Source organism: Sphingobium sp. BYY-5, assembly GCF_022758885.1.
GTDB lineage: Bacteria > Pseudomonadota > Alphaproteobacteria > Sphingomonadales > Sphingomonadaceae > Sphingobium.
This window is the reverse complement of sequence record NZ_JALEBH010000001.1, coordinates 1977289-2000038: the sequence shown is the minus strand read 5'-3', so window position 1 is coordinate 2000038 and position 22750 is coordinate 1977289. Positions and strand designations below refer to the sequence as shown.

The 22750-nt window shown below is 65.3% G+C and carries 18 protein-coding genes; 17 read left to right on the top strand and 1 reads right to left on the bottom strand.

Annotated features, from left to right (window positions below; translation table 11 throughout):
- Window positions 1-55: 55 nt before the first annotated feature.
- From MOK15_RS09565 to cobA, 13 genes are all read left to right on the top strand, one after another.
- Window positions 56-274: a DUF4169 family protein gene (locus MOK15_RS09565; RefSeq protein ID WP_242931400.1), complete on the top strand. Its 219-nt coding sequence runs from the start codon at window positions 56-58 to the stop codon at window positions 272-274.
- A 151-nt stretch (window positions 275-425) separates the two neighbouring features.
- Window positions 426-1655: an argininosuccinate synthase gene (locus MOK15_RS09560; RefSeq protein WP_242931399.1), complete on the top strand. Its 1230-nt coding sequence runs from the start codon at window positions 426-428 to the stop codon at window positions 1653-1655.
- Window positions 1656-1891: 236 nt separating this feature from the next.
- Entirely contained in the window at window positions 1892-2548 is a 657-nt protein-coding gene (locus MOK15_RS09555) for an EF-hand domain-containing protein (protein WP_242931398.1), read from the top strand.
- Between the two features lie 199 nt (window positions 2549-2747).
- Window positions 2748-3467 carry a response regulator gene (locus MOK15_RS09550; protein WP_242932705.1) on the top strand — a complete coding sequence of 240 codons (720 nt, stop codon included), beginning with the start codon at window positions 2748-2750 and terminating at the stop codon, window positions 3465-3467.
- The gene (locus MOK15_RS09545) at window positions 3464-4807 is read left to right on the top strand and encodes an ATP-binding protein (RefSeq protein ID WP_242931397.1); all 1344 of its coding nucleotides are present in this window, start codon (window positions 3464-3466) and stop codon (window positions 4805-4807) included. Before MOK15_RS09550 ends, MOK15_RS09545 begins: the two co-directional genes overlap by 4 nt.
- A 60-nt stretch (window positions 4808-4867) precedes the next feature.
- Entirely contained in the window at window positions 4868-5449 is a 582-nt protein-coding gene (locus MOK15_RS09540; protein ID WP_242931396.1) for an ANTAR domain-containing protein, read from the top strand.
- Window positions 5446-6660: a CmpA/NrtA family ABC transporter substrate-binding protein gene (locus MOK15_RS09535; RefSeq protein WP_242931395.1), complete on the top strand. Its 1215-nt coding sequence runs from the start codon at window positions 5446-5448 to the stop codon at window positions 6658-6660. The genes MOK15_RS09540 and MOK15_RS09535 overlap by 4 nt, the downstream gene beginning before the upstream one ends.
- 255 nt (window positions 6661-6915) lie before the next feature.
- Window positions 6916-8160, top strand: a complete 1245-nt coding sequence (locus MOK15_RS09530; protein ID WP_242931394.1) for a nitrate/nitrite transporter — start codon at window positions 6916-6918, stop codon at window positions 8158-8160.
- A 92-nt stretch (window positions 8161-8252) separates the two neighbouring features.
- A complete protein-coding gene (locus tag MOK15_RS09525; protein WP_242931393.1) occupies window positions 8253-9461 on the top strand; it encodes a hypothetical protein in 1209 nt (402 codons plus the stop codon).
- A 211-nt stretch (window positions 9462-9672) separates the two neighbouring features.
- On the top strand, window positions 9673-12192 hold the full coding sequence (gene nirB / locus MOK15_RS09520; RefSeq protein ID WP_242931392.1) for a nitrite reductase large subunit NirB: 2520 nt from the start codon (window positions 9673-9675) through the stop codon (window positions 12190-12192).
- A 5-nt stretch (window positions 12193-12197) separates the two neighbouring features.
- Window positions 12198-12533, top strand: a complete 336-nt coding sequence (gene nirD, locus MOK15_RS09515) for a nitrite reductase small subunit NirD (protein WP_242931391.1) — start codon at window positions 12198-12200, stop codon at window positions 12531-12533.
- A 139-nt stretch (window positions 12534-12672) separates the two neighbouring features.
- Entirely contained in the window at window positions 12673-15306 is a 2634-nt protein-coding gene (locus MOK15_RS09510; protein WP_242931390.1) for a nitrate reductase, read from the top strand.
- Window positions 15293-16075, top strand: coding sequence for a uroporphyrinogen-III C-methyltransferase (cobA, locus tag MOK15_RS09505; RefSeq protein WP_242931389.1), 783 nt, complete (start codon window positions 15293-15295; stop codon window positions 16073-16075). Before MOK15_RS09510 ends, cobA begins: the two co-directional genes overlap by 14 nt.
- Before the next feature lie 119 nt (window positions 16076-16194).
- On the opposite strand, the gene MOK15_RS09500 is transcribed toward cobA, so the two are convergent.
- Window positions 16195-16725 (bottom strand): molybdenum cofactor guanylyltransferase, encoded by a 531-nt coding sequence (locus MOK15_RS09500; protein ID WP_242931388.1) that lies wholly within the window; start codon window positions 16723-16725, stop codon window positions 16195-16197.
- A gap of 61 nt (window positions 16726-16786) precedes the next feature.
- On the opposite strand from MOK15_RS09500, the gene MOK15_RS09495 reads away from it, so the two are divergent.
- The 4 genes from MOK15_RS09495 to fdhF all read left to right on the top strand — a co-directional run bounded on the left by MOK15_RS09495 (window position 16787) and on the right by fdhF (window position 22743).
- Window positions 16787-17689 carry a LysR family transcriptional regulator gene (locus MOK15_RS09495; protein ID WP_242931387.1) on the top strand — a complete coding sequence of 301 codons (903 nt, stop codon included), beginning with the start codon at window positions 16787-16789 and terminating at the stop codon, window positions 17687-17689.
- 109 nt (window positions 17690-17798) lie between these two features.
- On the top strand, window positions 17799-18251 hold the full coding sequence (locus MOK15_RS09490) for an NAD(P)H-dependent oxidoreductase subunit E (protein ID WP_242931386.1): 453 nt from the start codon (window positions 17799-17801) through the stop codon (window positions 18249-18251).
- Window positions 18248-19900: an NADH-ubiquinone oxidoreductase-F iron-sulfur binding region domain-containing protein gene (locus MOK15_RS09485; protein WP_242931385.1), complete on the top strand. Its 1653-nt coding sequence runs from the start codon at window positions 18248-18250 to the stop codon at window positions 19898-19900. Before MOK15_RS09490 ends, MOK15_RS09485 begins: the two co-directional genes overlap by 4 nt.
- Window positions 19897-22743, top strand: coding sequence for a formate dehydrogenase subunit alpha (gene fdhF, locus MOK15_RS09480; protein WP_242931384.1), 2847 nt, complete (start codon window positions 19897-19899; stop codon window positions 22741-22743). Before MOK15_RS09485 ends, fdhF begins: the two co-directional genes overlap by 4 nt.
- The last annotated feature ends 7 nt before the right edge of the window (window positions 22744-22750 follow it).

Here is a 22750-nt window from a genome sequence, read left to right as displayed (position 1 = left end):
TGCCCGGTTTTCGGGCCTGTTGGCAAGGTGGAAGGCCCCGTCTAATACTATAACGATGAGCAACGTCATCAATCTGCGCCAGGCCCGCAAGGCGAAAGCGCGCGCCGACAAGCTGAACCAGGCGGACGCCAACCGCGCGAAGTTCGGTCGCACCAAGGCGCAGCGAGCCGCCGATTCCGCGGCAGAACAGAAGCGGGCTGCGCTGCTGGACGGCGCGCGGCTGGAAAAGAAGGGCGACGATGCGGGCGAAGGCCATCCTGTCGAGCCATGCTGATGGCGTCCTCCGCCCCGCCGGCGTTGCGATCGCCGGAGCGGCATGAAGCCATCCGCCTCTCTTTCTGTCCGGTTGCGCTTTGGCGGCTTGCCTGATACCGGGCGCGCGCATCATTTCCGCGTCCTTCCTGCACGAAAAGAGTCGCCAGCCCATGTCAGCTCCCACTTCAGACAAGATCAATCGCATCGTCCTCGCCTTTTCCGGTGGTCTCGATACCAGCGTGATCCTGAAATGGCTGCAGCAGACCTACCAGTGCGAGGTCGTGACCTTCACCGCCGATCTGGGGCAGGGCGAGGAACTGGAACCCGCTCGCGCCAAGGCGCGCCTGATGGGCGTCAAGGAAGAGCATATCTTCATCGACGACCTGCGCGAGGAGTTCGTAAAGGATTATGTCTTCCCGATGATGCGCTCCAACGCGCTCTATGAAGGCCTCTACTTGCTCGGCACCTCGATCGCTCGTCCGCTGATCGCCAAGCGCCAGATCGAGATCGCCAGACAAGTGGGCGCCGATGCCGTGTCCCACGGCGCGACCGGCAAGGGTAACGATCAGGTCCGCTTTGAACTGGGCTATTATGGCCTCGCCCCCGATATCAAAGTGATCGCCCCCTGGCGCGAATGGGATCTGGCCAGCCGCACCAAGCTGATCGAATTCGCCGAAAAGCACCAGATCCCGATTCCCCGCGACAAGCGTGGCGAAAGCCCGTTCTCGACCGACGCGAACATGCTGCACACCAGCTCCGAGGGTAAGGTGCTGGAAGATCCGTGGGAAGAAACCCCGGATTATGTCTACTCGCGCACGGTGAACCCGGAGGATGCGCCCGACGCGCCCGAATATATCACCATCGATTTCGAGCGTGGCGACGGTGTCGCGATCAACGGCGTCGGCATGTCGCCCGCGACCCTGCTCGAAACGCTCAACGACTATGGCCGCAAGCATGGCATCGGCCGCCTCGACCTGGTTGAAAACCGCTTCGTCGGCATGAAGTCGCGCGGCATGTATGAAACGCCGGGTGGCACCATCTATCACCTCGCCCATCGCGGCATCGAGCAATTGACGCTCGATCGCGGCGCCGCGCACCTCAAGGACGAGCTGGCGCCCAAATATGCCGAGCTGATCTATAACGGCTTCTGGTTCTCGCCTGAGCGCGAGATGCTCCAGGCCGCGATCGATTACAGCCAGGAGAAGGTGACGGGTACGGTGCGCCTCAAGCTCTACAAGGGCGGCGTCTATGTCGTCGGCCGCAAGTCGCCCTATTCGCTCTACAGCGAGAAGGTTGTGACCTTCGAGGATGATGCGGGCGCCTATGACCAGCGCGACGCGGCGGGCTTCATCAAGCTGAACGCGCTGCGCTTGCGCCTGCTGGGTCGCCGCGACCGGTAAACAGCTCATCGTCATCCCCGCGCAGGCGGGGACCCATCTTCCCACCGGGCATCTGGGTGAAAGGTCAGGAGATGGGTTCCCGCCTGCGCGGGAATGACGGAAAGTTGGAATGGCGCCGTTACAATTCGCGACAAACAAGCGGTCGCTATGACATATCTGCGGGACAACTTCCCTGCATATGCGTCTTCAAGGACGGCGGACAGCCGTTCGGGATGACCTTGCAAAGGAAGACTGACATGCCCCGCAAATATAGGATTTCCGTCGCGGTCGGATCGCTGTTCATCGGCGGTCTTGCGGCCGCCCACCTTGCCTTCGCCCAGCCCGGCGCTGATGGCGGCCCCCGCGGTCCGCGTGGCGGCCTGATGGAACAGGCCGACACCAACAAGGACGGCAAGATCAGCAAGGCGGAACTCACCGCCGCGCTCGAAGCCCGCTTCGCCAAGCTGGACGTCGATCATGACGGCCAACTGACCCGGAAGGATCGCGATCTCCGCCGCCAGCAGCGCCTCGACGAACGCTTTGCAGCGCTCGACACCGATAAAAATGGACAGATCAGCAAGGCCGAATTCACCGCCGGCTATCAGGCGCGCGCCGAAAAGCGCGCCGAGGGTGGCGGTCCCGAAGGGCGCGGCTGGCGCGGGCGTCGTCATGGCGGCCCCGGTCGTGGCATGATGCACGGCGGTCCGGGCGGCTTCGGCGATGCGGACAAGGACGGCACCGTCACCAAGGCCGAGTTCATGGCCCGTCCGCTCGCCCTGTTCGACAAGGCGGACACCAACAAGGACGGCTTCGTCACCGCCGATGAGCTGAAGGCCGCGCGCCCCCAGATGCGCGGCTCGATGGGCGGTCGCGGCCATGGTCGCAATGTTCCGCCCCCGCCCGCCGACGACTGATACCAACTTGTGTCGATTGGTTCCCCGGCGAAGGCCGGGGTCCAGCTCTAACGTCCGATCTGGACCCCGGCCTTCGCCGGGGAACAGTGAGTTTATTATGATGAGTCATATGCATAGGCGTAGGCAGCCGATGGGTGGTTACCAGTTGTCCCCTGCCTTCGCCCTTCCAACCTCCGGAAAGCCGTGACAGACAGACATGATGACCGACCGCCCCCATCTGCTGCTCGTCGATGACGAGCGTTCGATCCGCGAACCGCTGGCGCAATATCTGTCACGCAACGGCTTTCGCGTCACCGCAGTCGAAAATGCTGCCGACGCACGGCTGCGGCTCGCCGCCAGCGCGATCGACCTGGTCATCCTCGACATCATGATGCCGGGCGAGGATGGCCTGTCGCTCTGTCGCTATATTCGCGAGACGAGCGAGATACCGGTGATCCTGCTGACCGCCAGGTCGGAGGAGACCGACCGCATCGTCGGGCTGGAGATGGGCGCGGACGATTATGTGCTGAAACCCTTTTCCCCGCGCGAACTGGTCGCCCGCATCAAGGTGATCTTCCGCCGCGTCGCCACCGGCGGCCAGCGCGTCACCGCGCCCGATGGCGCGACCTACGCCTTTGCCGGCTGGCTGCTCAAGTCGCAGGAGCGCACGTTGGTGGATAGCGAGGGCGTCTCGCTGCCGCTGTCGACCGCCGAATATAATCTCATGCTCGCCTTCGCCACGCGCCCCAATCAGGTGCTGAGCCGGGACCAGTTGCTCGACATCACCCAGGGGCGCGAAGCCAATGCTTTCGACCGGGCGATCGACAATCAGATCAGCCGCCTGCGCAAGAAGATCGAGCCGGACCCCAAGGCCCCCACGCTCATCAAGACGGTTTGGGGCGGGGGCTACACCCTGTCGGCGGAGGTGCGGAAGCTGTGATGCGCCTGCGCCTCTGGCCACAAAGCCTGGTCGGCCAGATCATCCTGCTGGTCGCGATCGCCCTGTTCGTGGCGCAGGCGATCAATTTCGCCCTGTTGTTCCGGGAACGGACCCGGCTGGAACTGACCGGCCAGACGGCGCCCGTGGTCTATCGCGTCGTCGATGCGCTCGACAACCGGCCCGACCGGCCTGGTCCAGACCGCGCGCGGGCGCGCTTCGTACAGACCATGCCCGTTCTTGCGGGACGGGCGCGGCCCGACATAGAGAAACGCGCCGTGGCGATGTTCGAGGATATCGGCCTGCCCATCCTGACCGTGCGCGTGGCGCAGGACGAAGCGGAGCGGCCGTTGCGCCGCTGGGAAAGGATAAGGATGCGGGCCAGCGGCGACTGGCAGCCCAATAACCGCGTCGCGCGCCTGACGCTGGCGGCGGAATATGAACCTGGCAAATGGGTGGTGACGCAGGCGCGCGGCGGCAACCGATCGCCGCACTTTGGCGGATGGCTGATCGGTCAGACACTTATCCTCTACGCCATCGTCCTGCTGCCCCTGCTTTGGGTCGGACGCCGCCTGGCCCGCCCCTTAAAGCAGCTTACCGGCTCCGCCCAGCAATTCGCCAGGACGGGCGCGGCCGATGCGGTGGACGAGCGGGGGCCGGGCGACGTGCGCGACCTTACCATGGCCTTCAACGCCATGCGTGGTCGGATCATCGCCATGCTGGATGAGAAGGACCGGATGCTGGGCGCGATCGGTCATGATCTGCGCACCCCGCTCGCTTCGCTGCGCGTCCGCACCGAATCGGTGGAGGATGAGGGGGAGCGCGCCCGCATGTCCGAAACGATCGACGAAATGAACCGGATGCTGGAGGATATCCTCTCGCTCGCCCGCGCCGGGCGCAGCACCGAACATCCGCAGAAGGTCGATCTTGCCGCGCTCGCCGACGCGGTGGTGGAGGATTTCATCGAGCTGGGATCGCCGGTGACAATGACGGACAGCGACCGCGCCGTCGCCTTCGCGCGGCCACAACAGATCCGTCGCGCGCTGCGCAACCTGATCGAGAATGCGATCGTCTATGGCGAGCGCGCCCATGTGTCGGTGCTGCATGAAGACGGCCTGATCCGCATCGCCGTCGCGGACGAAGGCCCCGGCATTGCCGAGGATCGCATGGAAGAGATGCTGGAACCGTTCACCCGGCTGGAAGGATCGCGCAATCGTGAGACGGGCGGGGCTGGGCTGGGTTTGGCGCTCGTTCGCGCGATCATGGCCGAACATCGGGGCGAACTGCGCCTCGCCAACCGGCCGGAAGGCGGGCTGGAAGCCAGCCTGGTGCTGCCGGCCTAAGCCCCCCGATTGACGCGGCGCAGCATCGCGGTCAGTTACGGGGCAAAAGAGGCAGGGTAGATGCGAATCGTCATCATCGACGACAGCGGGCTGCGCGCGACCGTCCTGGAGGAAGGGCTGCGCGAGGCGGGCTATGACGATATCCATATCGTCCCCCCGCGCGGCGCGTTCGTCGCGCGGCTTGAACGCATGGCCCCTGACGTCGTGCTGATGGACCTGGGCAGCCCCAGCCGCGACACGCTGGAAGAGATGCTGACCGTCAGCCGCGCGCTCGCCCGGCCGATCGCCATGTTCGTGGACCAGTCCGACGACGGTATGATCGGCGCGGCGATCGATGCAGGCGTGTCCGCCTATGTCGTCGACGGCCTGCGCAAGGAGCGGGTGAAGCCGGTGCTGGAACTAGCGGTGCGGCGCTTCAACGCCTTCGCCAAGATCCAGGCGGAACTGGACGAGGCGCGCACCGCCCTGTCCGATCGCAAGATCATCGACCGCGCCAAGTCGATCCTGATGAACCAGCGCAACCTGTCCGAACAGGACGCCTATGCGCTGTTGCGGTCGGGCGCGATGAACCAGGGCAAGAAAATCGTGGACGTGGCGCAGGCGGTCATCACCGCCAGCGACCTGCTGGGGGGAGGCCTATGACGACGAATGTGAAGATCGCCTTCCTGCCGCTGAACGACGCCGCCGTGCTGGTGGCGGCGCGCGAGAAGGGGTTTGCGGAAGCCGAAGGGCTGAACCTCGACCTCATCCGCACGACGAGCTGGGCGACGGTGCGCGACCGGCTGGTGTTCGGTCAGGTTCACGCCGCGCAGATGCTGGCGCCGCTGGCCGTGGCGGTGACGCTGGGGCTGAGCCAGCAGCCCGCCGCGCTGGCTGCGCCCTACAAGCTGGGCGTCAACGGCAATATGCTGGTGATGGCGAGTGATTTCGCCAAGGCGCTGGAGCCGGATGTCGCGGCGCGGCTGGCTGACCCGCTGGGCACTGCGCATGATTTTGCCACCGCGATCGGACTGTGGCGGCGCAAGCCGGTGATCGGTGTTGTTCACCGCTTTTCCAGCCATGCGATCATGCTGCGCTACTGGCTGGCGAGTGCGGGCGTCGATCCGGACAGGGATGTGGTGTTGCGCGTGTTGCCGCCGTCGCTGACGGTGGAAGCGATGCGCGCGGGCGAGATTGACGGTTTCATCGCCGGCGAACCCTGGGGCAGCGCCGCGGTTGAGGCGGGGCTGGCCGAAACGGTGGCGATCGGCGAGCGCATCTGGCGGCGCGGGGTGGAGAAGGTGCTGGCCTTCCGCGAAGCCTGGCTGGAGGAAAATCTCGATACCGTCGACCGGCTGCTGCGCGCGCTGGCGCGGGCGGCGGCCTGGTGTGACGATCCGGCCAATCATGCCGCGCTGGCCGACCTGCTGGCCGATCCGCGCTATGTCGACCAGCCGGCCGAACTGATTGGGCGGGCGTTGAGCGGGCAGATCGTGGCGCGGGCGGGGGAGGCGGCGATCGCCAATCCCGATTTCATGCTGTTCAGCCGGGAAGCGACGCCCTTTCCCTGGCGCAGCCAGGCGCTGTGGCTCTATTCGCAGCTCGTGCGGTGGAACATGGTCGACCATGATGCCGCAACCGCAGCAAAGGCGGGCGCGGTGTTCCGCCCCGATATCTTCCGCCGCGCGCTGGCGAACAGCGACATGCCGATGCCGGGCGCGAGCATGAAGGTGGAAGGCGCGGTCAACCTGCCGCTGGCGGTGGGATCGCGCCGGGGGGAGTTGACCTTGGGACCGGATCGCTTCTTCGACGGACGGGTGTTCGATCCGGAGCAGATCGAGGAGTTTCTGGCGGGATTCGTGCCGGTGCGGTGAGTTGCCGGCGGAATGACCCGAAGTTACGCATCCCCTGAAACTGCACCGAATTTTGTGCCTTGCAACATGAAGCGAATCGCGAGATGATATAGGAGTCGCGCGACGAAGCGCGCTTATCCGGATGCGCCGTCCCAAGGTGGGGATCGCGTGTTCTCACCAGATTTCGCAGCAAAGCCGCTGACCGGGCATACCCCATGGGTGTCGTCCGGGCTGCGGCTTTTTTCGTGTCCATTTCCGTTTATTGGGGGACGTCACATGGCAACTGCTTATTGGGATCGCGAAGGAGAGGACGCCGCGTCTTCGCCCGCGACAAGCTTCTGGAAGGCCGGTCACACACCGACCTTGATCGCTGCATTCCTGTATTTCGACCTGGCTTTCATGGTGTGGGTGCTGCTTGGGCCGCTCGCGCCGATGATTTCCAAGACGCTCATGCTGACGCCGGCGGAAAAGGGGCTGATGGTCGCGACGCCGACCTTGGCCGGCGCGCTGCTGCGCGTCGTCAACGGCCTGCTGGTCGATCGGATCGGTCCGAAATTATCAGGCGCGATCAGTCAGTTGATCGTCATCGCCGGTTTGTTCACCGCCTGGGTGATGGGCGTCAACAGCTTTGGCGGCACGCTGGCGCTGGGTGTGATCCTGGGCTTTGCCGGGGCGAGCTTCGCGATCGCGCTTCCGCTGGCGAGCCGCTGGTATCCGGCCGAACATCAGGGCAAGGCGATGGGCCTTGCGGGCATGGGCAATTCGGGCACGGTGCTTGCCTCGCTCTTCGCGCCGGTCCTGGCCAAGATCTTCGGCTGGAATGCGGTGCTGGGCCTGGCCTGCATCCCGCTGACGATCGTCTTCGTCGCCTATATGCTGATGGCGAAGGACGCACCCAATGCGCCCGAGCCGAAAAAGATGATCGATTATTTCCAGCCCTTGAAGGAGGGTGACGCCTGGTGGCTGATGGCCTTCTACGCCGTCACCTTCGGCGGTTTCGTGGGTCTTGCCGCATCCCTGCCGATCTACTTCACCGACCAGTTCGGCCTGACCCCGATCGTCGCGGGCTATTGCACCGCGGCCTGTGTGTTCGCCGGGTCGCTGGTGCGGCCGATGGGGGGCGCGCTGGCCGACAGGATCGGCGGCGTCAAGGCGCTGATGATCGTCTATATCGTCGCCGCGCTGGCGCTGGCGGGCGTCGCCTATGCGACGAGCCTCGCGGGCGCTCTTGGTCTGTTCGTGGTGGCCATGCTGGCGCTGGGCACCGGCAACGGATCGGTCTTCCAACTCGTGCCGCAGCGCTTCCAGGCGGAAATCGGCATCATGACCGGGCTGGTCGGCATGGCGGGCGGCGTCGGTGGCTTCTACCTCGCCAGTTCGCTGGGGTTAGCCAAGCAGATGACCGGCAGCTTCGCGCCCGGCTTCCTGATCTTTGCGGGGCTGGCGATCCTCGCCTTCCTGGGCGTGGCGCTGGTCAAGGCCAAGTGGCGCGCGACCTGGAACACCGGCGCGCGCATCTGATCCAATCTTCCGTTCGGGCTGGGCGAAGCGAAGCCACTTCGCTCAGCCCGAACGGATTTTGTTTATCATTCGTCCGAGGGGGACGATTTCCCATGAAATATATCATCGCATCGGCGGCCGCGCTGGCCGTCGCAGGACCGGCCTGCGCTCAGGAGATCGGCCTAAAGCCAGTGGCGGAAGCCCGGCTGCGTTATGAGGATGCCGACCAGCAGGGACTGGCCGACGGCTCTTCCCATGCGCTTACCGTCCGCGCCCGCGCCGGTGTGACGGCCAGCAGCGGGGCGTTGTCGGCGACCGTCGTGGGGCAGGGGACGCTCGCCATCGTCGATGACTATTATGACGGGGTGAATGGCGCGGCGACCCGGCCGATCATCGCCGATCCGCAGAATGTCGCGCTCTATATCGCCCAGCTTCAATATAAGACCAAAGCGTTGACCCTGACCGGGGGGCGGCAGAAGATCGCGCTGGATGACGAGCGCTTTGTGGGCAATATCGCCTTTCGCGACAATGCGCAGACCTTCGACGCGGTGCGCGCCGAACTGACCCCGGCCAAGGGGCTGAAGCTGGATGTCGCTTATGCTTGGGAAGTGCGGACGATCTGGGGCATCGACGGTAACGGCGCGCGGCAGCAGGCGGTGCGCGGGGACAACATCTTCGCCAACCTCTCCTGGGCCACGCCCGTCGGAACGCTGACTGGTTTCGCCTATCTGGTCGATCAGGATGAGGCGGCGGTGCAGGCCTATCGCCTGTCCAGTCAGACCTATGGCGTGCGGTTGGCGGGAACGCAGGCGCTGTCGAAAGCGGTCAAGCTGGGCTATCAGTTCAGCTATGCGCGCCAGTCGGATTATCACCGCAATCCGAACGATTACAGTGCCGACTATTGGCTGGCGGACCTGCTGCTGGACGTGAAGGGCTGGAAATTGAACGGCGGCTATGAAGTGCTTGGCGCCAGCAGCGGAGTTCCATTCACCAGTTTCCAGACGCCGCTCGGCACGAATTTCAAATTTCAGGGCTGGGCCGACAAATTCCTGACCACACCGCCGAACGGCATACGCGATCTCTATGTCGGCGGCGGCTATGGCTGGAAGCAGGTCGGTCCCTTGAGCGGTGTGACGCTCCAGGCGGTCTGGCATCGGTTCGACAGCGACAGGCTGGATCAGCATTATGGCGACGAATGGAACCTTATCGCGTCCGCGAAGATAAAGAAGACCGCCCTATCGCTGCGCTACGCCAGCTATGACGCGCGGAGCATGGCGACCGACACGCAGAAATTCTGGGTGCAGGCCGACTGGGCCATCTGACTGAAAAGGCATGAGAGGAATCGCTTGAGCCGTCGGGCGATTCCCCATATGCTGCACTGCAAGGGACAAGGATGTCCTTCTTCACATAGCTGCGGCGGTTCAGGGTAGGACCGCCAAGGCGCATATGATGGCAAGGCCGCCATCCAGACTTTCGGGTTTCAAAGCCCGATGGTCCGGATGGCGGCCTTTTTCATTTCCGGAGACGCTTAGGATGGAGTTTCAGGTCAAGGACGAACGCCGGACGGACAGCGGGGACGATGTCCTGGTGCCGTTCGAGGATGTCCGCGAACATCTGGTCGTGGTGGGCAACGGCATGGCCGGTTGCCGCGCGGTCGAGGAACTGCTGGCGCGGGATGCGGGACGCTATCGCGTCACCATTTTTGGCGCAGAGCCTTATGTGAACTATAATCGCATCATGCTCTCGCCGGTATTGGCCGGGGAGAAGACGTTCGAGCAGATCGTCATCAACGATGCCGCCTGGTATGACGACAACGGCATCGAACTGATCGCGGGCGATCCCGTCACCGGCATTGACCGCGCGGCCAAGGCCGTCACCAGCCAGTCGGGCCGGACCGTCCATTATGACAAGCTGCTGATCGCCACCGGCTCCGACCCGTTCATCATCCCGGTGCCGGGGAAAGACCTGCCCGGCGTCATCAGCTTTCGCGACATGAAGGATGTCGACACCATGCTGGAGGCTGCCGGGAAGGGCGGCAGTGCTGTGGTGATCGGTGGCGGCCTGTTGGGGCTGGAGGCGGCGCACGGCTTGACCCTGCGCGGCATGAAGGTGACGGTCATCCACCTGATGGACACGCTGATGGAGCGGCAGCTCGACGAAGCGGCTGGCTGGCTGCTCAAGACCGCTCTGGAGGGACGCGGCCAGACCATATTGACCGGCGCCAACACGGCGGAAATCTATGGGGAAGGCCAGGTCGAGGGCGTCCGCCTGAAGGATGGCCGCGACATTCCCGCCAGCCTGGTCGTCATGGCAGTGGGCATTCGCCCCGCGACCAGCCTTGCCCGCGAAGCGGGGCTTGAGGTCAATCGCGGCATCACGGTCGACGACCATATGGTCACGAGCGATCCCGATGTCCTCGCCGTCGGCGAATGCGTCGAGCATGACGGCAATGTCTATGGCCTGGTCGCGCCGCTGTGGGACATGTGCCGCAGCCTCGCCGATGGCCTGACCGACCAGCACACGGGTTACAAGGGGTCGGTCACATCGACCAAGCTCAAGGTCGCGGGTCTGGATGTCTTCTCCGTCGGCGATTTTTCGGGCGGCGAAGGCTGTGAGGATATCGTCCTGCGCGATGCTTCGCGCGGGGTCTACAAGCGGGTCGTCGTCAAGGACGACAGGATCGTCGGCGCGGTGCTGTACGGCGATACGGCCGACGGCGGCTGGTATTTCGACCTTCTGAAAAAGGGCGAGGATGTCAGCGACATCCGCGACCTGCTGATCTTCGGCCAGGCCTATGCGGTTCTTGGCGCCTCCGGAGGAGGCGCGCTGGACCCTAAGGCGGCCGTTGCGGTGCTCTCGGACGATGCCGAGATTTGCGGCTGCAACGGCGTCAGCAAGGGCCAGGTCGTCGCCTGCATCGATGCGGGGGCGTGCAGCCTCGACGCGGTGCGCGCCGGGTGCAAGGCGTCGGCCAGTTGCGGTTCGTGTACCGGCCTCGTCGAAAATCTCCTCGCGGTCGTGCTGGGCGACGATGTGAAGTCCGGGCCGAAGACGATGTGCAAATGCACCAGCTTCGGCCATGACGATGTGCGGCGAGAGATTGTGGCGCAGGATATGCGCTCGATCCCCGAAGTGATGCAGAAGCTGCACTGGTCGACGCCGGACGGCTGTTCCTCCTGCCGTCCCGCGCTCAATTATTATCTGCTCTGCGCGCTGCCCGGCGACTATGTCGACGACCAGCAGAGCCGCTTCGTCAACGAACGGATGCACGCCAATATCCAGAAGGACGGCACCTATTCGGTCGTCCCGCGCATGTGGGGTGGCCTGACCAACCCGCGCGAACTGCGCGCGATCGCCGATGTGGTCGAGAAATATGACGCGCCCATGGTCAAGGTCACGGGCGGCCAGCGCCTCGATATTTTCGGCATCAAGAAGGAAGACTTGCCCGCGGTCTGGGCCGATCTCAATGCGGCCGGGATGGTTTCCGGCCATGCCTATGGCAAGTCGCTGCGCACGGTGAAGACCTGCGTCGGGTCCGAATGGTGCCGCTTCGGCACGCAGGATTCGACTGGCCTTGGCGTCAAGATCGAGCGGATGACCTGGGGATCGTGGATGCCCCACAAGTTCAAGATCGCGGCGTCGGGCTGTCCCCGCAACTGCGCGGAGGCGACGATCAAGGATTTCGGCGTGGTCTGTGTCGACTCCGGCTATGAACTGCATGTCGGCGGCAATGGCGGCATCCATGTCCGCGCCACCGACCTGCTGTGCAAGGTCGCGACCGAGCAGGAGGCGCTGGATTATTGCGCTGCCTTCATCCAGCTCTACCGCGAGGAAGCCCGCTATCTGGAGCGCACCGCGCCGTGGATCGAGCGGGTCGGCGTCGACTATATCAAGAGCCGCATCGTCGAGGATGATGCAGGCCGCGAGGCGCTCCGCAGCCGCTTCCTCTATTCGCAGAGCTTTTCCCAGGAAGACCCCTGGGCCGAGCGCGCCGCCGGGGCGAACAGCGAACTGCACCAGCCCCTTCAACCCATCGCCATCGCTGCGGAGTGACACCCATGACCGACTGGATCGACATCGGAACGCTGGCCGACATTCCCCAGCGCGGTGCCCGCACGGTGCAGCTTTCCGGCGAAAAGGAAATCGCGGTGTTCCGCACCGGCGACGATCAGCTTTTCGCGCTGGTCAACGAATGCCCGCACAAGAAGGGGCCGCTGAGCCAGGGCATCGTCCACGGCCACAGCGTCGCCTGCCCGCTGCATAACTGGAACATCGCCCTCAAGACGGGCGAGGCGCAGGGCAATGACGAGGGCTGCACGCCGACGATCGCGGTGAAAGAAGAGGGCGGGCGGATATGGATCGCCCGGCCCATGGCGATGCAGGCGGCTGCGTGAGAGGTCGATTTCTTTCTCCCCTCCCTTTCAAGGGAGGGGCCGGGGGTGGGTGCGCCGCGTCAGCGGCGCTTGCGACGGTGATGTTGCAGGCTCGCTTCGCTCGCACCCACCCCAACCCCTCCCTTGAAAGGGAGGGGCTATGACTACCTCCATCCGCACGACCTGCGCCTATTGCGGCGTCGGCTGCGGCATTTCGGCCACGCCGACCGGCCCCCGATCGGTCACGATCAAGGGCGATGAGGCGCATCCGGCCAATGGCGGGCGCCTCTGTTCGAAGGGCACGCATCTGGGGGAGACGGTCGGCCTGACCGGCCGGCTGCTCCACCCCATGGTCGGCAACAAGCGCACAAGCTGGGACAAGGCGCTGGACCTGGTCGCCAGGCGCTTCCGCGAAACCATTGCGCGTCATGGTCCCGACAGCGTGGCCTTCTACGTTTCCGGCCAGTTGCTGACCGAAGATTATTATGTCGCCAACAAGCTGATGAAGGGCTTCATCGGTTCGGCCAATATCGACACCAATTCGCGCCTCTGCATGTCAAGCGCGGTCGCCGGGCACAATCGCGCGTTCGGTGAGGATGTAGTGCCTGCCACCTATGACGATCTGGAGGAAGCAGACCTGATCGTCCTCGTCGGCTCCAATACCGCCTGGTGCCATCCGATCGTCTATCAACGCATTCAGGCTGCGCGTGCCACCCGTGGGACCAAACTGGTCGTCATCGACCCGCGCCGCACCGAAACCTGCGAAGGCGCCGACCTGCATCTGCCCGTCAAGCCCGGCACCGACGTCGCGCTGATGAACGGCCTGCTTGCCTGGTGTGACGTGGAAGGCATCACTGATTCCGCCTATCTGGCCGATCATGTGAACGCCCCCGAAGGCTTTTGGGAGCATATCCGCACCGACCACGACCTGTGGACGACGGCCAAGACCTGCGACATCGCGCCCGCTTTGCTGGAGCAATTCTACAAGCTGTTCGTCGCGACCCCGCGCACCGTCACCCTGTTCAGCCAGGGCATCAACCAGTCGATCCGTGGCACCGATCAGGTCAATGCGATTATCAACGTCCATCTGGCCGCCGGCCGCATCGGCAAGCCGGGCGCCGCGCCCTTCTCGATCACCGGCCAGCCCAATGCGATGGGTGGTCGCGAAGTCGGCGGGCTGGCTTCGACGCTGGCCGCGCATATGGACTTCGTGCCGGACAATGTCGCCCGCGTCGGCCGCTTCTGGGCCGCGCCCGCCATGGCGACCAAGCCGGGCCTGAAAGCCGTCGACCTGTTCCGCGCCATCGGTGAGGGGCGGATCAAGGCGCTATGGGTGATGGCGACCAATCCCGCCGTCTCGCTGCCCGACGCCGGTCGCGTGCGGGAAGCGCTGGAAACCTGCCCCTTCGTCGTCGTGTCGGACATCATCGCCGACACGGACACCAGCGTTCATGCCGATGTCCGCCTACCCGCCGCAGGCTGGGGCGAAAAGGATGGCACCGTCACCAATTCGGACCGCACCGTCAGCCGCCAGCGCCCCTTCATGTCGCTGCCCGGTGAGGCGAAGCCCGACTGGTGGATCGTCAAGGAAGTCGCCCGCCGCATGGGCTGGCGCAACGCCTTCGCCTATGACCGGCCGGCCGACATCTGGCGCGAACATGCGCGCCTGACCGCCTATCAGAATGATGGCGCGCGCCTGCTCAACCTGCGCAGCCATGCCACTATCGGCAACGACGCCTATGACGCCATGGAGCCTTTCCGCTGGGGCGGCACGCCCTTCGCCGATGGCCGCTTCCCGACCCCGGACGGCAAGGCGCGGCTGGTGCTGGCGAAGCAGATGGACATCCAGTCGCCGCTGCGCGACTGGCCGATGACGCTCAACACCGGCCGCTATCGCGACCAATGGCACACGATGACCCGCACTGGCCTGGCGCCCAAACTCGCCCGCCATCGCGAGGAACCGCTGGTCGAGATCCATCCGCAAGACGCCGAGGCGCTGGGCATCGCCGATCGCGACCTGGCCCGCGTGCAGACCGCGCAGGGCAACAGCCTGTTCCGCGTGGCGATCAGCGAAGGCCAGCGTGTCGGCGAAATCTTCACGCCGATCCACTGGACCGACCAGATTTCCAGCGGCGGCCGCACCGGCCTGCTGCCCCGCCCGCTGGTCGATCCGCATTCGGGCCAGCCGGGTTTCAAATCGACCCCGGCCAGCGTCGAGAGGGTCGCCACCGAATGGAAGGGCTTCCTCATCCTGCGCGACCGGCCGGGAATGGGGCAGCCGGTGAAGCTGCCCTGCCTCTGGTCGACGCGGATCACCGTGCCGGGCGGCGCGCTTTACGAGATCGCCGGCAATGGCGATCCCGCGCGGCTCGACGCCTTCCTGCCGAAGGGCGACCGCGCGGAGGCCATGGACGTCACGCGCGGCACCCGCCGCGTCGCGACCATCAGCGAGGGCAGGCTCTGCGCCATACTGTTCGTCACCCGCACCGGCATCCTGCCTTCGCGCGACTGGCTGATCCGGCAACTGGAAGTGGAAGGCGTGGGCGGCTCCGTCCTCGCGGCGCGCGGTCCCGGCAGCCAGCCGGGCGCTTCTGGAGATAGGGGCGCGACCATCTGCGTCTGCTTCGACATCGGGTTGAACCAGATCGTCGCCGCCATCCGCGAACAACAACTGGTCGATGTGCCCGCTATCGGCAAGGCGCTGGGCGCGGGCACCAATTGCGGATCGTGCCGCCCGGCGCTCGCCAACATCCTCGCTCAAACATCGCAGGAGACGCTCCATGCAGCCGAATGACTTGATCGCCGCCGGGGGAGTCTGGCTGGTGGGCGCAGGGCCGGGCGACCCGGACCTGCTGACCCGCAAGGCGGAAAAGCTGATCGGGGCTGCCGACATCGTGTTTTATGATGCGCTGGTCGGGTCGGGCGTGCTGGACCTGATTCCGCAAGGGATTGAGCGGGTGAGCGTGGGCAAACGGTCGGGCCGTCACTCGAAAGCGCAGGAGAGCATCAACGACCTGCTGCTCGCGGCGGCTAAGGCGGGCAAGCGCGTGGTGCGTCTGAAGGGCGGCGACCCTTCGGTCTTCGGCCGTTCGGCGGAGGAGATGGCGCATCTCGCCGCTGACGGCATTCGCTTCAACATCTGTCCCGGCATCACCACCGCCAGCGCTGCTGCGGCGAGCGGCCATGCCTCGCTCACGCTGCGTGGGGTAGCGCGCGGCCTGACGCTGGTGACGGCGCATCTGAAAGCGGGCGAGCCGTTGAAACTGGATTGGGATGCGCTGGCCAGCCCCGGCAGCACGCTCGGCATCTATATGGGCCGCGCCGCCGCGGGGGAGATCAGTCGTTCCCTGATCGCTGCCGGGCGCGATCCCGAAACACCGGTGATGGTCGCGGTCAATGTCTCGCTGCCCGATGAGCGGTTGATCCGGGGCAAGTTGTCGGCGCTCGCTTTCCTCGTGGCGACGATCAGCGATGATGATCCGACCTTGCTGCTGATCGGTGAAGCGGTGGCGGGGACATCGGTGGAGATGGACCGGGTGGAGAGCGTGGCGCTGACGGTCTGACAACAAGGTGCATCGAAGAGAAGCTACATGTTCCCCGGCCTGCGCCGGGGAACTACGAGCTTATTGCGATAAGTCATAGACATTGCAGCTTGGTCCAGCCACGTCCGTTCGGAAAAGGGTTATATTGGCAAATCCACCAGATCCTCCGGCCGGTTGATATTGGGCAGGACCAGCCCCGGCACCTCCACCACCCGCGCATTCACCCGTTCGATCCAGCCATAGATGGACCGGCTATTCTCTTCGGCCAAATGGGCATCCAATTCACCAGCCAATGCAGCCGGCCACCAGCCGAGCAATTGCTGCCCTTGCAGGATTGTCGCGGCGCCGTCGCCGATCAGCGCGGCGGGCAGGTCGGCCGGATAGAAGGGCATGTCGCAGCCCGTGGTCAGCACGCCGACGAAATCGTGGCGCAGCGCATGATGTAGCGCGGCGTTGAGGCCGCCCAATGGCCCCAGGTCCGGCCCTGGCCGATCCGCCAGCCCGCCTTCGCGTCCGCAGATCACGACCTCCGCCACATGGGGTGACAGCCCCGCAACCGCATGGTCGAGCAACGTCCGCCCATCGGCCATGCGCGCCAGCGCCTTGTCGCTGCCGAAGCGGCTGGAACGTCCCCCGGCCAGCACCGCGCCCAATATCGGTCCGTTGCGCATAAGCGCCTCCTTGATAGCTCTCCTCTATAAAGAAGGGGCTGCCTGCACTATAGCAGCTTCGATGCAGACACGCCTTGTCGAATATTTCCTGGCGCTGGAACGCGAAGGCCATTTCGCGCGGGCGGCGGCGCATTGCCATGTGTCGCAACCTACCCTGTCGGCGGGCATCGCAACGCTGGAGGCGCAGCTTGGCAAGCGGCTCATCCGGCGCGACCGGAAATATGCCGGGCTGACGGCGGAAGGAGAGGCGATCCTGCCCTGGGCGCGGCAGCTCGTCGCAGCGGCCGAGGCGCTGGGGCAGGCGGCGGAAACGGCGCGCGGGCCGCTAAAGGGCGAGTTGCGGCTGGGTGCGATCCCGGCGGCGATGCCCGCGATCGGGTGTCTGGCCGAAGCGATGCTGGAGCGGCATCCGGGTCTCAATATGTCCGTGCGCGCGCTCACCTCGCGCCAGATCGAACGCGAACTGGCGGCGTTCGAGCTGGACGCGGGCCTCACCTATCTGGATTTCGAACCGCCCGCTCACGCGCTGTCCGTCCCTCTTTATGTCGAGCGGACGATGCTGGTGAGCGCCATAGACGGCGTGCCGATCCCCGATCCGCTGGACTGGACGGACCTCGCGCGATTGCCGCTCTGCCTGCTGCATCAGGGAATGCAGAACCGGCGTATCCTTGACGCGCGAATGGCCGAGCGGGGGCTTGCGCTGCGGCCGCTGGTGACGGCGGACAGCTATGTCGCGCTGCTGGGGTTGGTGCAGCAGGGGCGGCTCTGCTCGATCATTCCGGACAGTCATGCGACCTTGCTGAAGGGGCTGGCCTGGGCGCGGACATGCCCCTTGCCGGAGATGGAGGAGGGCAGCCGGGTCGGCGTGATCGTGTCCGACAGCGCGCCGATGGGACCACTGGCGCAGGCGGTGCTGGGCGTAGCGCGCGAGTTGCGCCTTCCACCCGGTTTTCGGACAAGTTGATAGGATATGTCTATCAAACATCGTCGGCTTCGATTTGACCGTGCGACGGTGCAGGCGCAGGATCGCCTATAAAATCGGCCAAATAAGGCAGGCCAAAAGGCAGGGTAGAATGGAAGAGTTTATTGTCGCCTGGACCGCACGCCACGGCGCGACGCGGGACCGGCTGTTGCCGCTGCTCCATGCGATGCAGGAAGAGGCGGGCTATATCGACGATGCGTGGGTGGCCGCGATTGCCAGGGCGCTGAACCTCAGCCGCGCGGATGTGCATGGCGTCATCACCTTCTATCACGACTTCCGCCGCGTCCCGCCGGGCCGCCATGTAGTGAAGCTGTGCCGCGCGGAAAGCTGCCAGGCGCGGGGCAGCGCGGCGATCGAGGCTGCGGCAGCGCGGCGGCTGGGCGTGGCGATGGGTGAGACGCGCGCCGACGGACAGGTGGCGCTGGAGCCGGTCTATTGCCTTGGCCTGTGCGCGATCGGCCCCAATGCTCTGGTCGACGGGCGGCCGGTGGCGCGGATCGACAGCGCCGCGCTGGATCGGATCGCGCTGGAGGTGGCGGCATGAGTCGGGTGTTCATCAGCCGCGACATGGCGTCGGTCGCGCTGGGCGCGGACGATGTGGCGCGCGCCTTTGCGGCGGCGGGGTGCGATGTGGTCCGCACCGGATCGCGCGGGCTGTTCAGCATCGAGCCGCTGGTCGAGGTGGAGACGGCGGACGGCCGGATCGGCTTCGGGCCGGTCGGGTCGGGCGATGTCGCGGCGGTGCTGGACGGCACCCACCCGCATCGGCTGGGCCGGATCGAGGATCTGTCCTTCTTCGCCAGCCAGCAACGTTTCACCTTCGCGCGTTGCGGCGTTATCGATCCACTCAACCTCGCCGACTATACGGCGCATGGTGGCTGGAAGGGACTGGAGACGGCACGGGCGCTTGTCCCGCAGCAGGTGGTCGATGCGGTCAAGGCGTCGGGCTTGCGCGGGCGCGGTGGGGCGGGCTTCCCGACCGGGATCAAATGGCAGACGGTGCTGGATGCGCCGGCCGGAGACAAGTTCATCGTCTGCAACGCCGATGAGGGCGACAGCGGCACCTTCGCCGACCGGATGCTGATGGAGGGCGATCCCTTTTGCCTGATCGAGGGGATGGCGATCGCGGCCCATGCGGTCGGCGCGGGCCATGGCTATATCTATGTCCGCTCCGAATATCCCTTTGCGATCGCGACCATGCGCGCCGCGATCGAGGCGTCGGCGCATCGGATCGCGCCCTTCACGCTGGAGGTGCGAGAGGGCGCAGGTGCCTATGTCTGTGGCGAGGAAACGGCGCTGCTCGACAGTATCGAGGGCAAGCGCGGGCAGGTGCGCGCCAAGCCGCCTTTGCCCGCGTTGCAAGGGCTGTTCGGCCGACCGACCGTCATCAACAATGTGCTGTCGCTGGCCGCCGTGCCGTTCATTCTTGCCGAGGGGGCGGAGGCTTATGCGGCGGTCGGTTTCGGCCGGTCGCGCGGGACGATGCCGGTGCAACTGGCGGGCAACGTCAAGCATGGCGGACTGTACGAGATCGGCTTCGGCATCACGCTGGGCGAACTGGTGAACGAAATCGGCGGCGGCACCGCCAACGGGCGGCCGGTGCGGGCAGTGCAGGTGGGCGGGCCGCTGGGCGCCTATTTCCCGCCGTCGATGTTCCATCTACCGTTCGACTATGAAGCCTTCGCGCAGGCGGGCGGCCTCATCGGCCATGCCGGGATCACCGTCTTCGACGATAGCGTCGACATGGCGCATATGGCGCGTTTCGCCATGGAATTCTGCGCGGCGGAAAGCTGCGGCAAGTGTACGCCTTGCCGTATCGGATCGACGCGCGGGGTGGAGATCATGGACCGGATCATATCGGCGCGGCCGGCCATTCCCCTTCGTCATCCTGACGAAAGTCAGGATCCAGAGTCCCTTGGCGCAATGTTGGATGGTGCCGCCCTGGATGCTGACTTTCGTCAGCATGACGGGCAGGGAAGCTATCTCGATAAGGCACTCTACTCCCGCGCGCCCGACCGGATCGACGTGTCGATCGAGGCGCAGACCACGCTCCTGCGCGACCTCGCCGATACGATGAAATATGGCTCTCTCTGTGCGCTGGGGGGCTTCACCCCCTATCCGGTGCTGAGCGCGCTCGACTATTTTCCAGAGGATTTCGGCGCGAATGCGCCCATCAAGGAGGCTGCGGCATGAGCTTCTCCCGCGAAACCGATCATGGCACGCCGCCGGCCATCACCACCGGCAAGTCCGTCACCCTCACCATCGACGGCCAGAGCGTCACTTTGCCCGAAGGCACCAGCATCATGCGCGCCGCGTCGCTGACGGGCGGGTCCATCCCGAAGCTGTGCGCCACCGACAGCGTGGAAAGTTTCGGGTCGTGCCGCCTCTGCCTGGTCGAGGTGGAGGGGCGCAACGGCTATCCCGCCTCCTGCACCACGCCGGTGGCCGAAGGCATGGTGGTCCGCACCCAGACTGATCGCCTCAAACAATTGCGGCGCGGGGTGATGGAACTCTATATCTCCGACCATCCGCTCGACTGCCTGACCTGCGCCGCCAATGGTGATTGCGAATTACAGGATCAGGCAGGCGCAGTGGGCCTGCGCGATGTCCGCTACGGCTATGACGGCGCGACCAATATGGGGCAGGCGAAAGACCAGTCGAACCCCTATTTCGACTTCGATCCCAGCAAGTGCATTGTCTGTTCGCGCTGCGTGCGCGCCTGCGAGGAAGTGCAGGGCACCTTCGCGCTGACGATCGAGAATAAGGGCTTCGAATCGAAAGTCTCGCCGTCGCAGGGCGAGGATTTCCTGGGGTCCGAATGCGTGTCCTGCGGCGCGTGCGTGCAGGCCTGCCCGACCGCCAGCCTGATCGAAAAGAAGGTCGTCGAAACCGGCACGCCCGACCGCGCCATTGTCACCACCTGCGCCTATTGCGGCGTCGGTTGCACCTTCCGCGCGGAAATGCGCGGCGAGGAACTGGTGCGCATGGTGCCGTGGAAGGAAGGCAAGGCCAATCGCGGCCATAGCTGCGTCAAGGGCCGCTTCGCCTGGGGCTATGCCCAGCATCAGGACCGCATCCTCAATCCCATGATCCGCGCCTCGGTCAGCGAACCGTGGCGCGAAGTGTCGTGGGAGGAGGCGATCGCCTACACCGCGTCCGAGTTCCGCCGTATCCAGGCGACATATGGGACGCGCAGCATCGGTGGCATCACCTCCAGCCGCTGCACCAATGAGGAGACGTTCCTGGTCCAGAAGCTGATCCGGCAGGGCTTCGGCAATAATAATGTCGATACCTGCGCGCGCGTCTGCCACTCGCCGACCGGCTATGGGCTGAAGACGACTTTCGGCACCTCCGCGGGCACGCAGGATTTCGACAGCGTGATGCAGTCGGACGTGATCCTCGTCATCGGCGCCAACCCGACCGACGGCCATCCGGTCTTCGCGTCGCGAATGAAGCGGCGGCTGCGGGAGGGGGCGAAGCTGATCGTCATGGACCCGCGCCGGACCGATCTGGTGAAATCGCCCCATGTCGAGGCGGAGCATCATCTGCCGTTGCGGCCCGGCACCAACGTCGCGATGCTGACCGCCTTCGCCCATGTGATCGTGACCGAGAAGCTCTATGACGAGACTTTCATTCGCGAACGCTGCGACTGGGATGAGTTCATGGACTGGGCCGATTTCGTGTCGGAACCTGCACGCTCGCCCGAAGCGATCGAGCCGCTTACGGGCGTGAGGGCGGATGACGTCCGCGCCGCCGCCCGGCTCTACGCCACCGGCGGCAACGCGGCGATCTACTATGGCCTCGGCGTCACCGAGCATTCGCAAGGCTCCTCGACCGTCATGGCGATCGCCAACCTCGCCATGGCGACCGGCAATATCGGGCGTGAGGGTGTGGGCGTGAACCCGCTGCGGGGCCAGAATAATGTCCAGGGTGCCTGCGACATGGGCAGCTTCCCGCATGAATTTTCAGGCTATCGCCATGTATCGGACGACGCCACCCGCGCCCTGTTCGAGCGGGAATGGGGCGTGACGCTGGACGCCGAGCCGGGCCTGCGCATTCCCAACATGCTCGACGCGGCGACCGACGGCACGTTCAAGGGGCTGTTCGTGCAGGGGGAGGATATCCTCCAGTCCGATCCCAATACCCATCATGTCGCGGCGGGCCTCGCCGCGATGGAATGCGTGGTGGTGCAGGACCTGTTCCTCAACGAAACCGCCAATTACGCGCATATCTTCCTGCCCGGTTCGACCTTCCTGGAGAAGGACGGCACCTTCACCAATGCCGAACGCCGCATTCAGCGCGTGCGCAAGGTGATGGCCCCGCTCAATGGCCATGCCGATTGGGAGATCGTGCAACTGGTGGCGAACGCCATGGGCCTCAACTGGACCTACAGCCATCCGTCCGAAATCATGGACGAGATCGCGGCGCTCACCCCGACTTTCGCGGGCGTCCATTATGACCGGCTGGAGGCGGAAGGGTCACTGCAATGGCCGGCCAACGCCGCCGCGCCCGACGGCACGCCGACCATGCATATCGACGGTTTCGTGCGGGGGAAGGGCAAGTTCGTCGTCACCGACTATGTGCCCACCGACGAGAAGACCGGGCCGCGCTTCCCGCTGCTGCTGACTACGGGGCGTATCCTGTCCCATTATAATGTCGGCGCGCAGACCCGGCGGACGGCCAACACCGCCTGGCATCCGGAGGATCGGCTGGAGATTCATCCGAGCGACGCGGAAAATCGCGGCCTCAAGGATGGCGACTGGGTGACGCTGCGCAGCCGGGCGGGGGAGACGACGCTGCGCGCGTCGATTACCGAGCGGGTGGCGCCTGGCGTGGTCTACACGACCTTCCACCATCCCGAAACGCAGGCCAACGTCATCACCACCGACTATTCGGACTGGGCCACCAATTGCCCGGAATATAAGGTGACGGCGGTGCAGGTGATGGCGTCGAACGGTCCCAGCGACTGGCAGCAGGATTATGCCAGCCAGGCGCGCCGGAGCCGACGCATTGCGCCGCTGGAAGCAGCCGAATAGGATTGCG

Coding starts and splice junctions, on each gene's coding strand:
- MOK15_RS09485 (WP_242931385.1), top strand. CDS start 18,248: ATGAGTCGGGTGTTCATCAGCCGCGACATGGCGTCGGTCGCGCTGGGC.
- MOK15_RS09560 (WP_242931399.1), top strand. CDS start 426: ATGTCAGCTCCCACTTCAGACAAGATCAATCGCATCGTCCTCGCCTTT.
- MOK15_RS09490 (WP_242931386.1), top strand. CDS start 17,799: ATGGAAGAGTTTATTGTCGCCTGGACCGCACGCCACGGCGCGACGCGG.
- MOK15_RS09555 (WP_242931398.1), top strand. CDS start 1,892: ATGCCCCGCAAATATAGGATTTCCGTCGCGGTCGGATCGCTGTTCATC.
- nirB (WP_242931392.1), top strand. CDS start 9,673: ATGGAGTTTCAGGTCAAGGACGAACGCCGGACGGACAGCGGGGACGAT.
- fdhF (WP_242931384.1), top strand. CDS start 19,897: ATGAGCTTCTCCCGCGAAACCGATCATGGCACGCCGCCGGCCATCACC.
- MOK15_RS09525 (WP_242931393.1), top strand. CDS start 8,253: ATGAAATATATCATCGCATCGGCGGCCGCGCTGGCCGTCGCAGGACCG.
- MOK15_RS09510 (WP_242931390.1), top strand. CDS start 12,673: ATGACTACCTCCATCCGCACGACCTGCGCCTATTGCGGCGTCGGCTGC.
- MOK15_RS09540 (WP_242931396.1), top strand. CDS start 4,868: ATGCGAATCGTCATCATCGACGACAGCGGGCTGCGCGCGACCGTCCTG.
- MOK15_RS09530 (WP_242931394.1), top strand. CDS start 6,916: ATGGCAACTGCTTATTGGGATCGCGAAGGAGAGGACGCCGCGTCTTCG.
- MOK15_RS09535 (WP_242931395.1), top strand. CDS start 5,446: ATGACGACGAATGTGAAGATCGCCTTCCTGCCGCTGAACGACGCCGCC.
- cobA (WP_242931389.1), top strand. CDS start 15,293: ATGCAGCCGAATGACTTGATCGCCGCCGGGGGAGTCTGGCTGGTGGGC.
- MOK15_RS09495 (WP_242931387.1), top strand. CDS start 16,787: ATGCAGACACGCCTTGTCGAATATTTCCTGGCGCTGGAACGCGAAGGC.
- MOK15_RS09500 (WP_242931388.1), bottom strand. CDS start 16,725: ATGCGCAACGGACCGATATTGGGCGCGGTGCTGGCCGGGGGACGTTCC.
- MOK15_RS09565 (WP_242931400.1), top strand. CDS start 56: ATGAGCAACGTCATCAATCTGCGCCAGGCCCGCAAGGCGAAAGCGCGC.
- MOK15_RS09550 (WP_242932705.1), top strand. CDS start 2,748: ATGACCGACCGCCCCCATCTGCTGCTCGTCGATGACGAGCGTTCGATC.
- nirD (WP_242931391.1), top strand. CDS start 12,198: ATGACCGACTGGATCGACATCGGAACGCTGGCCGACATTCCCCAGCGC.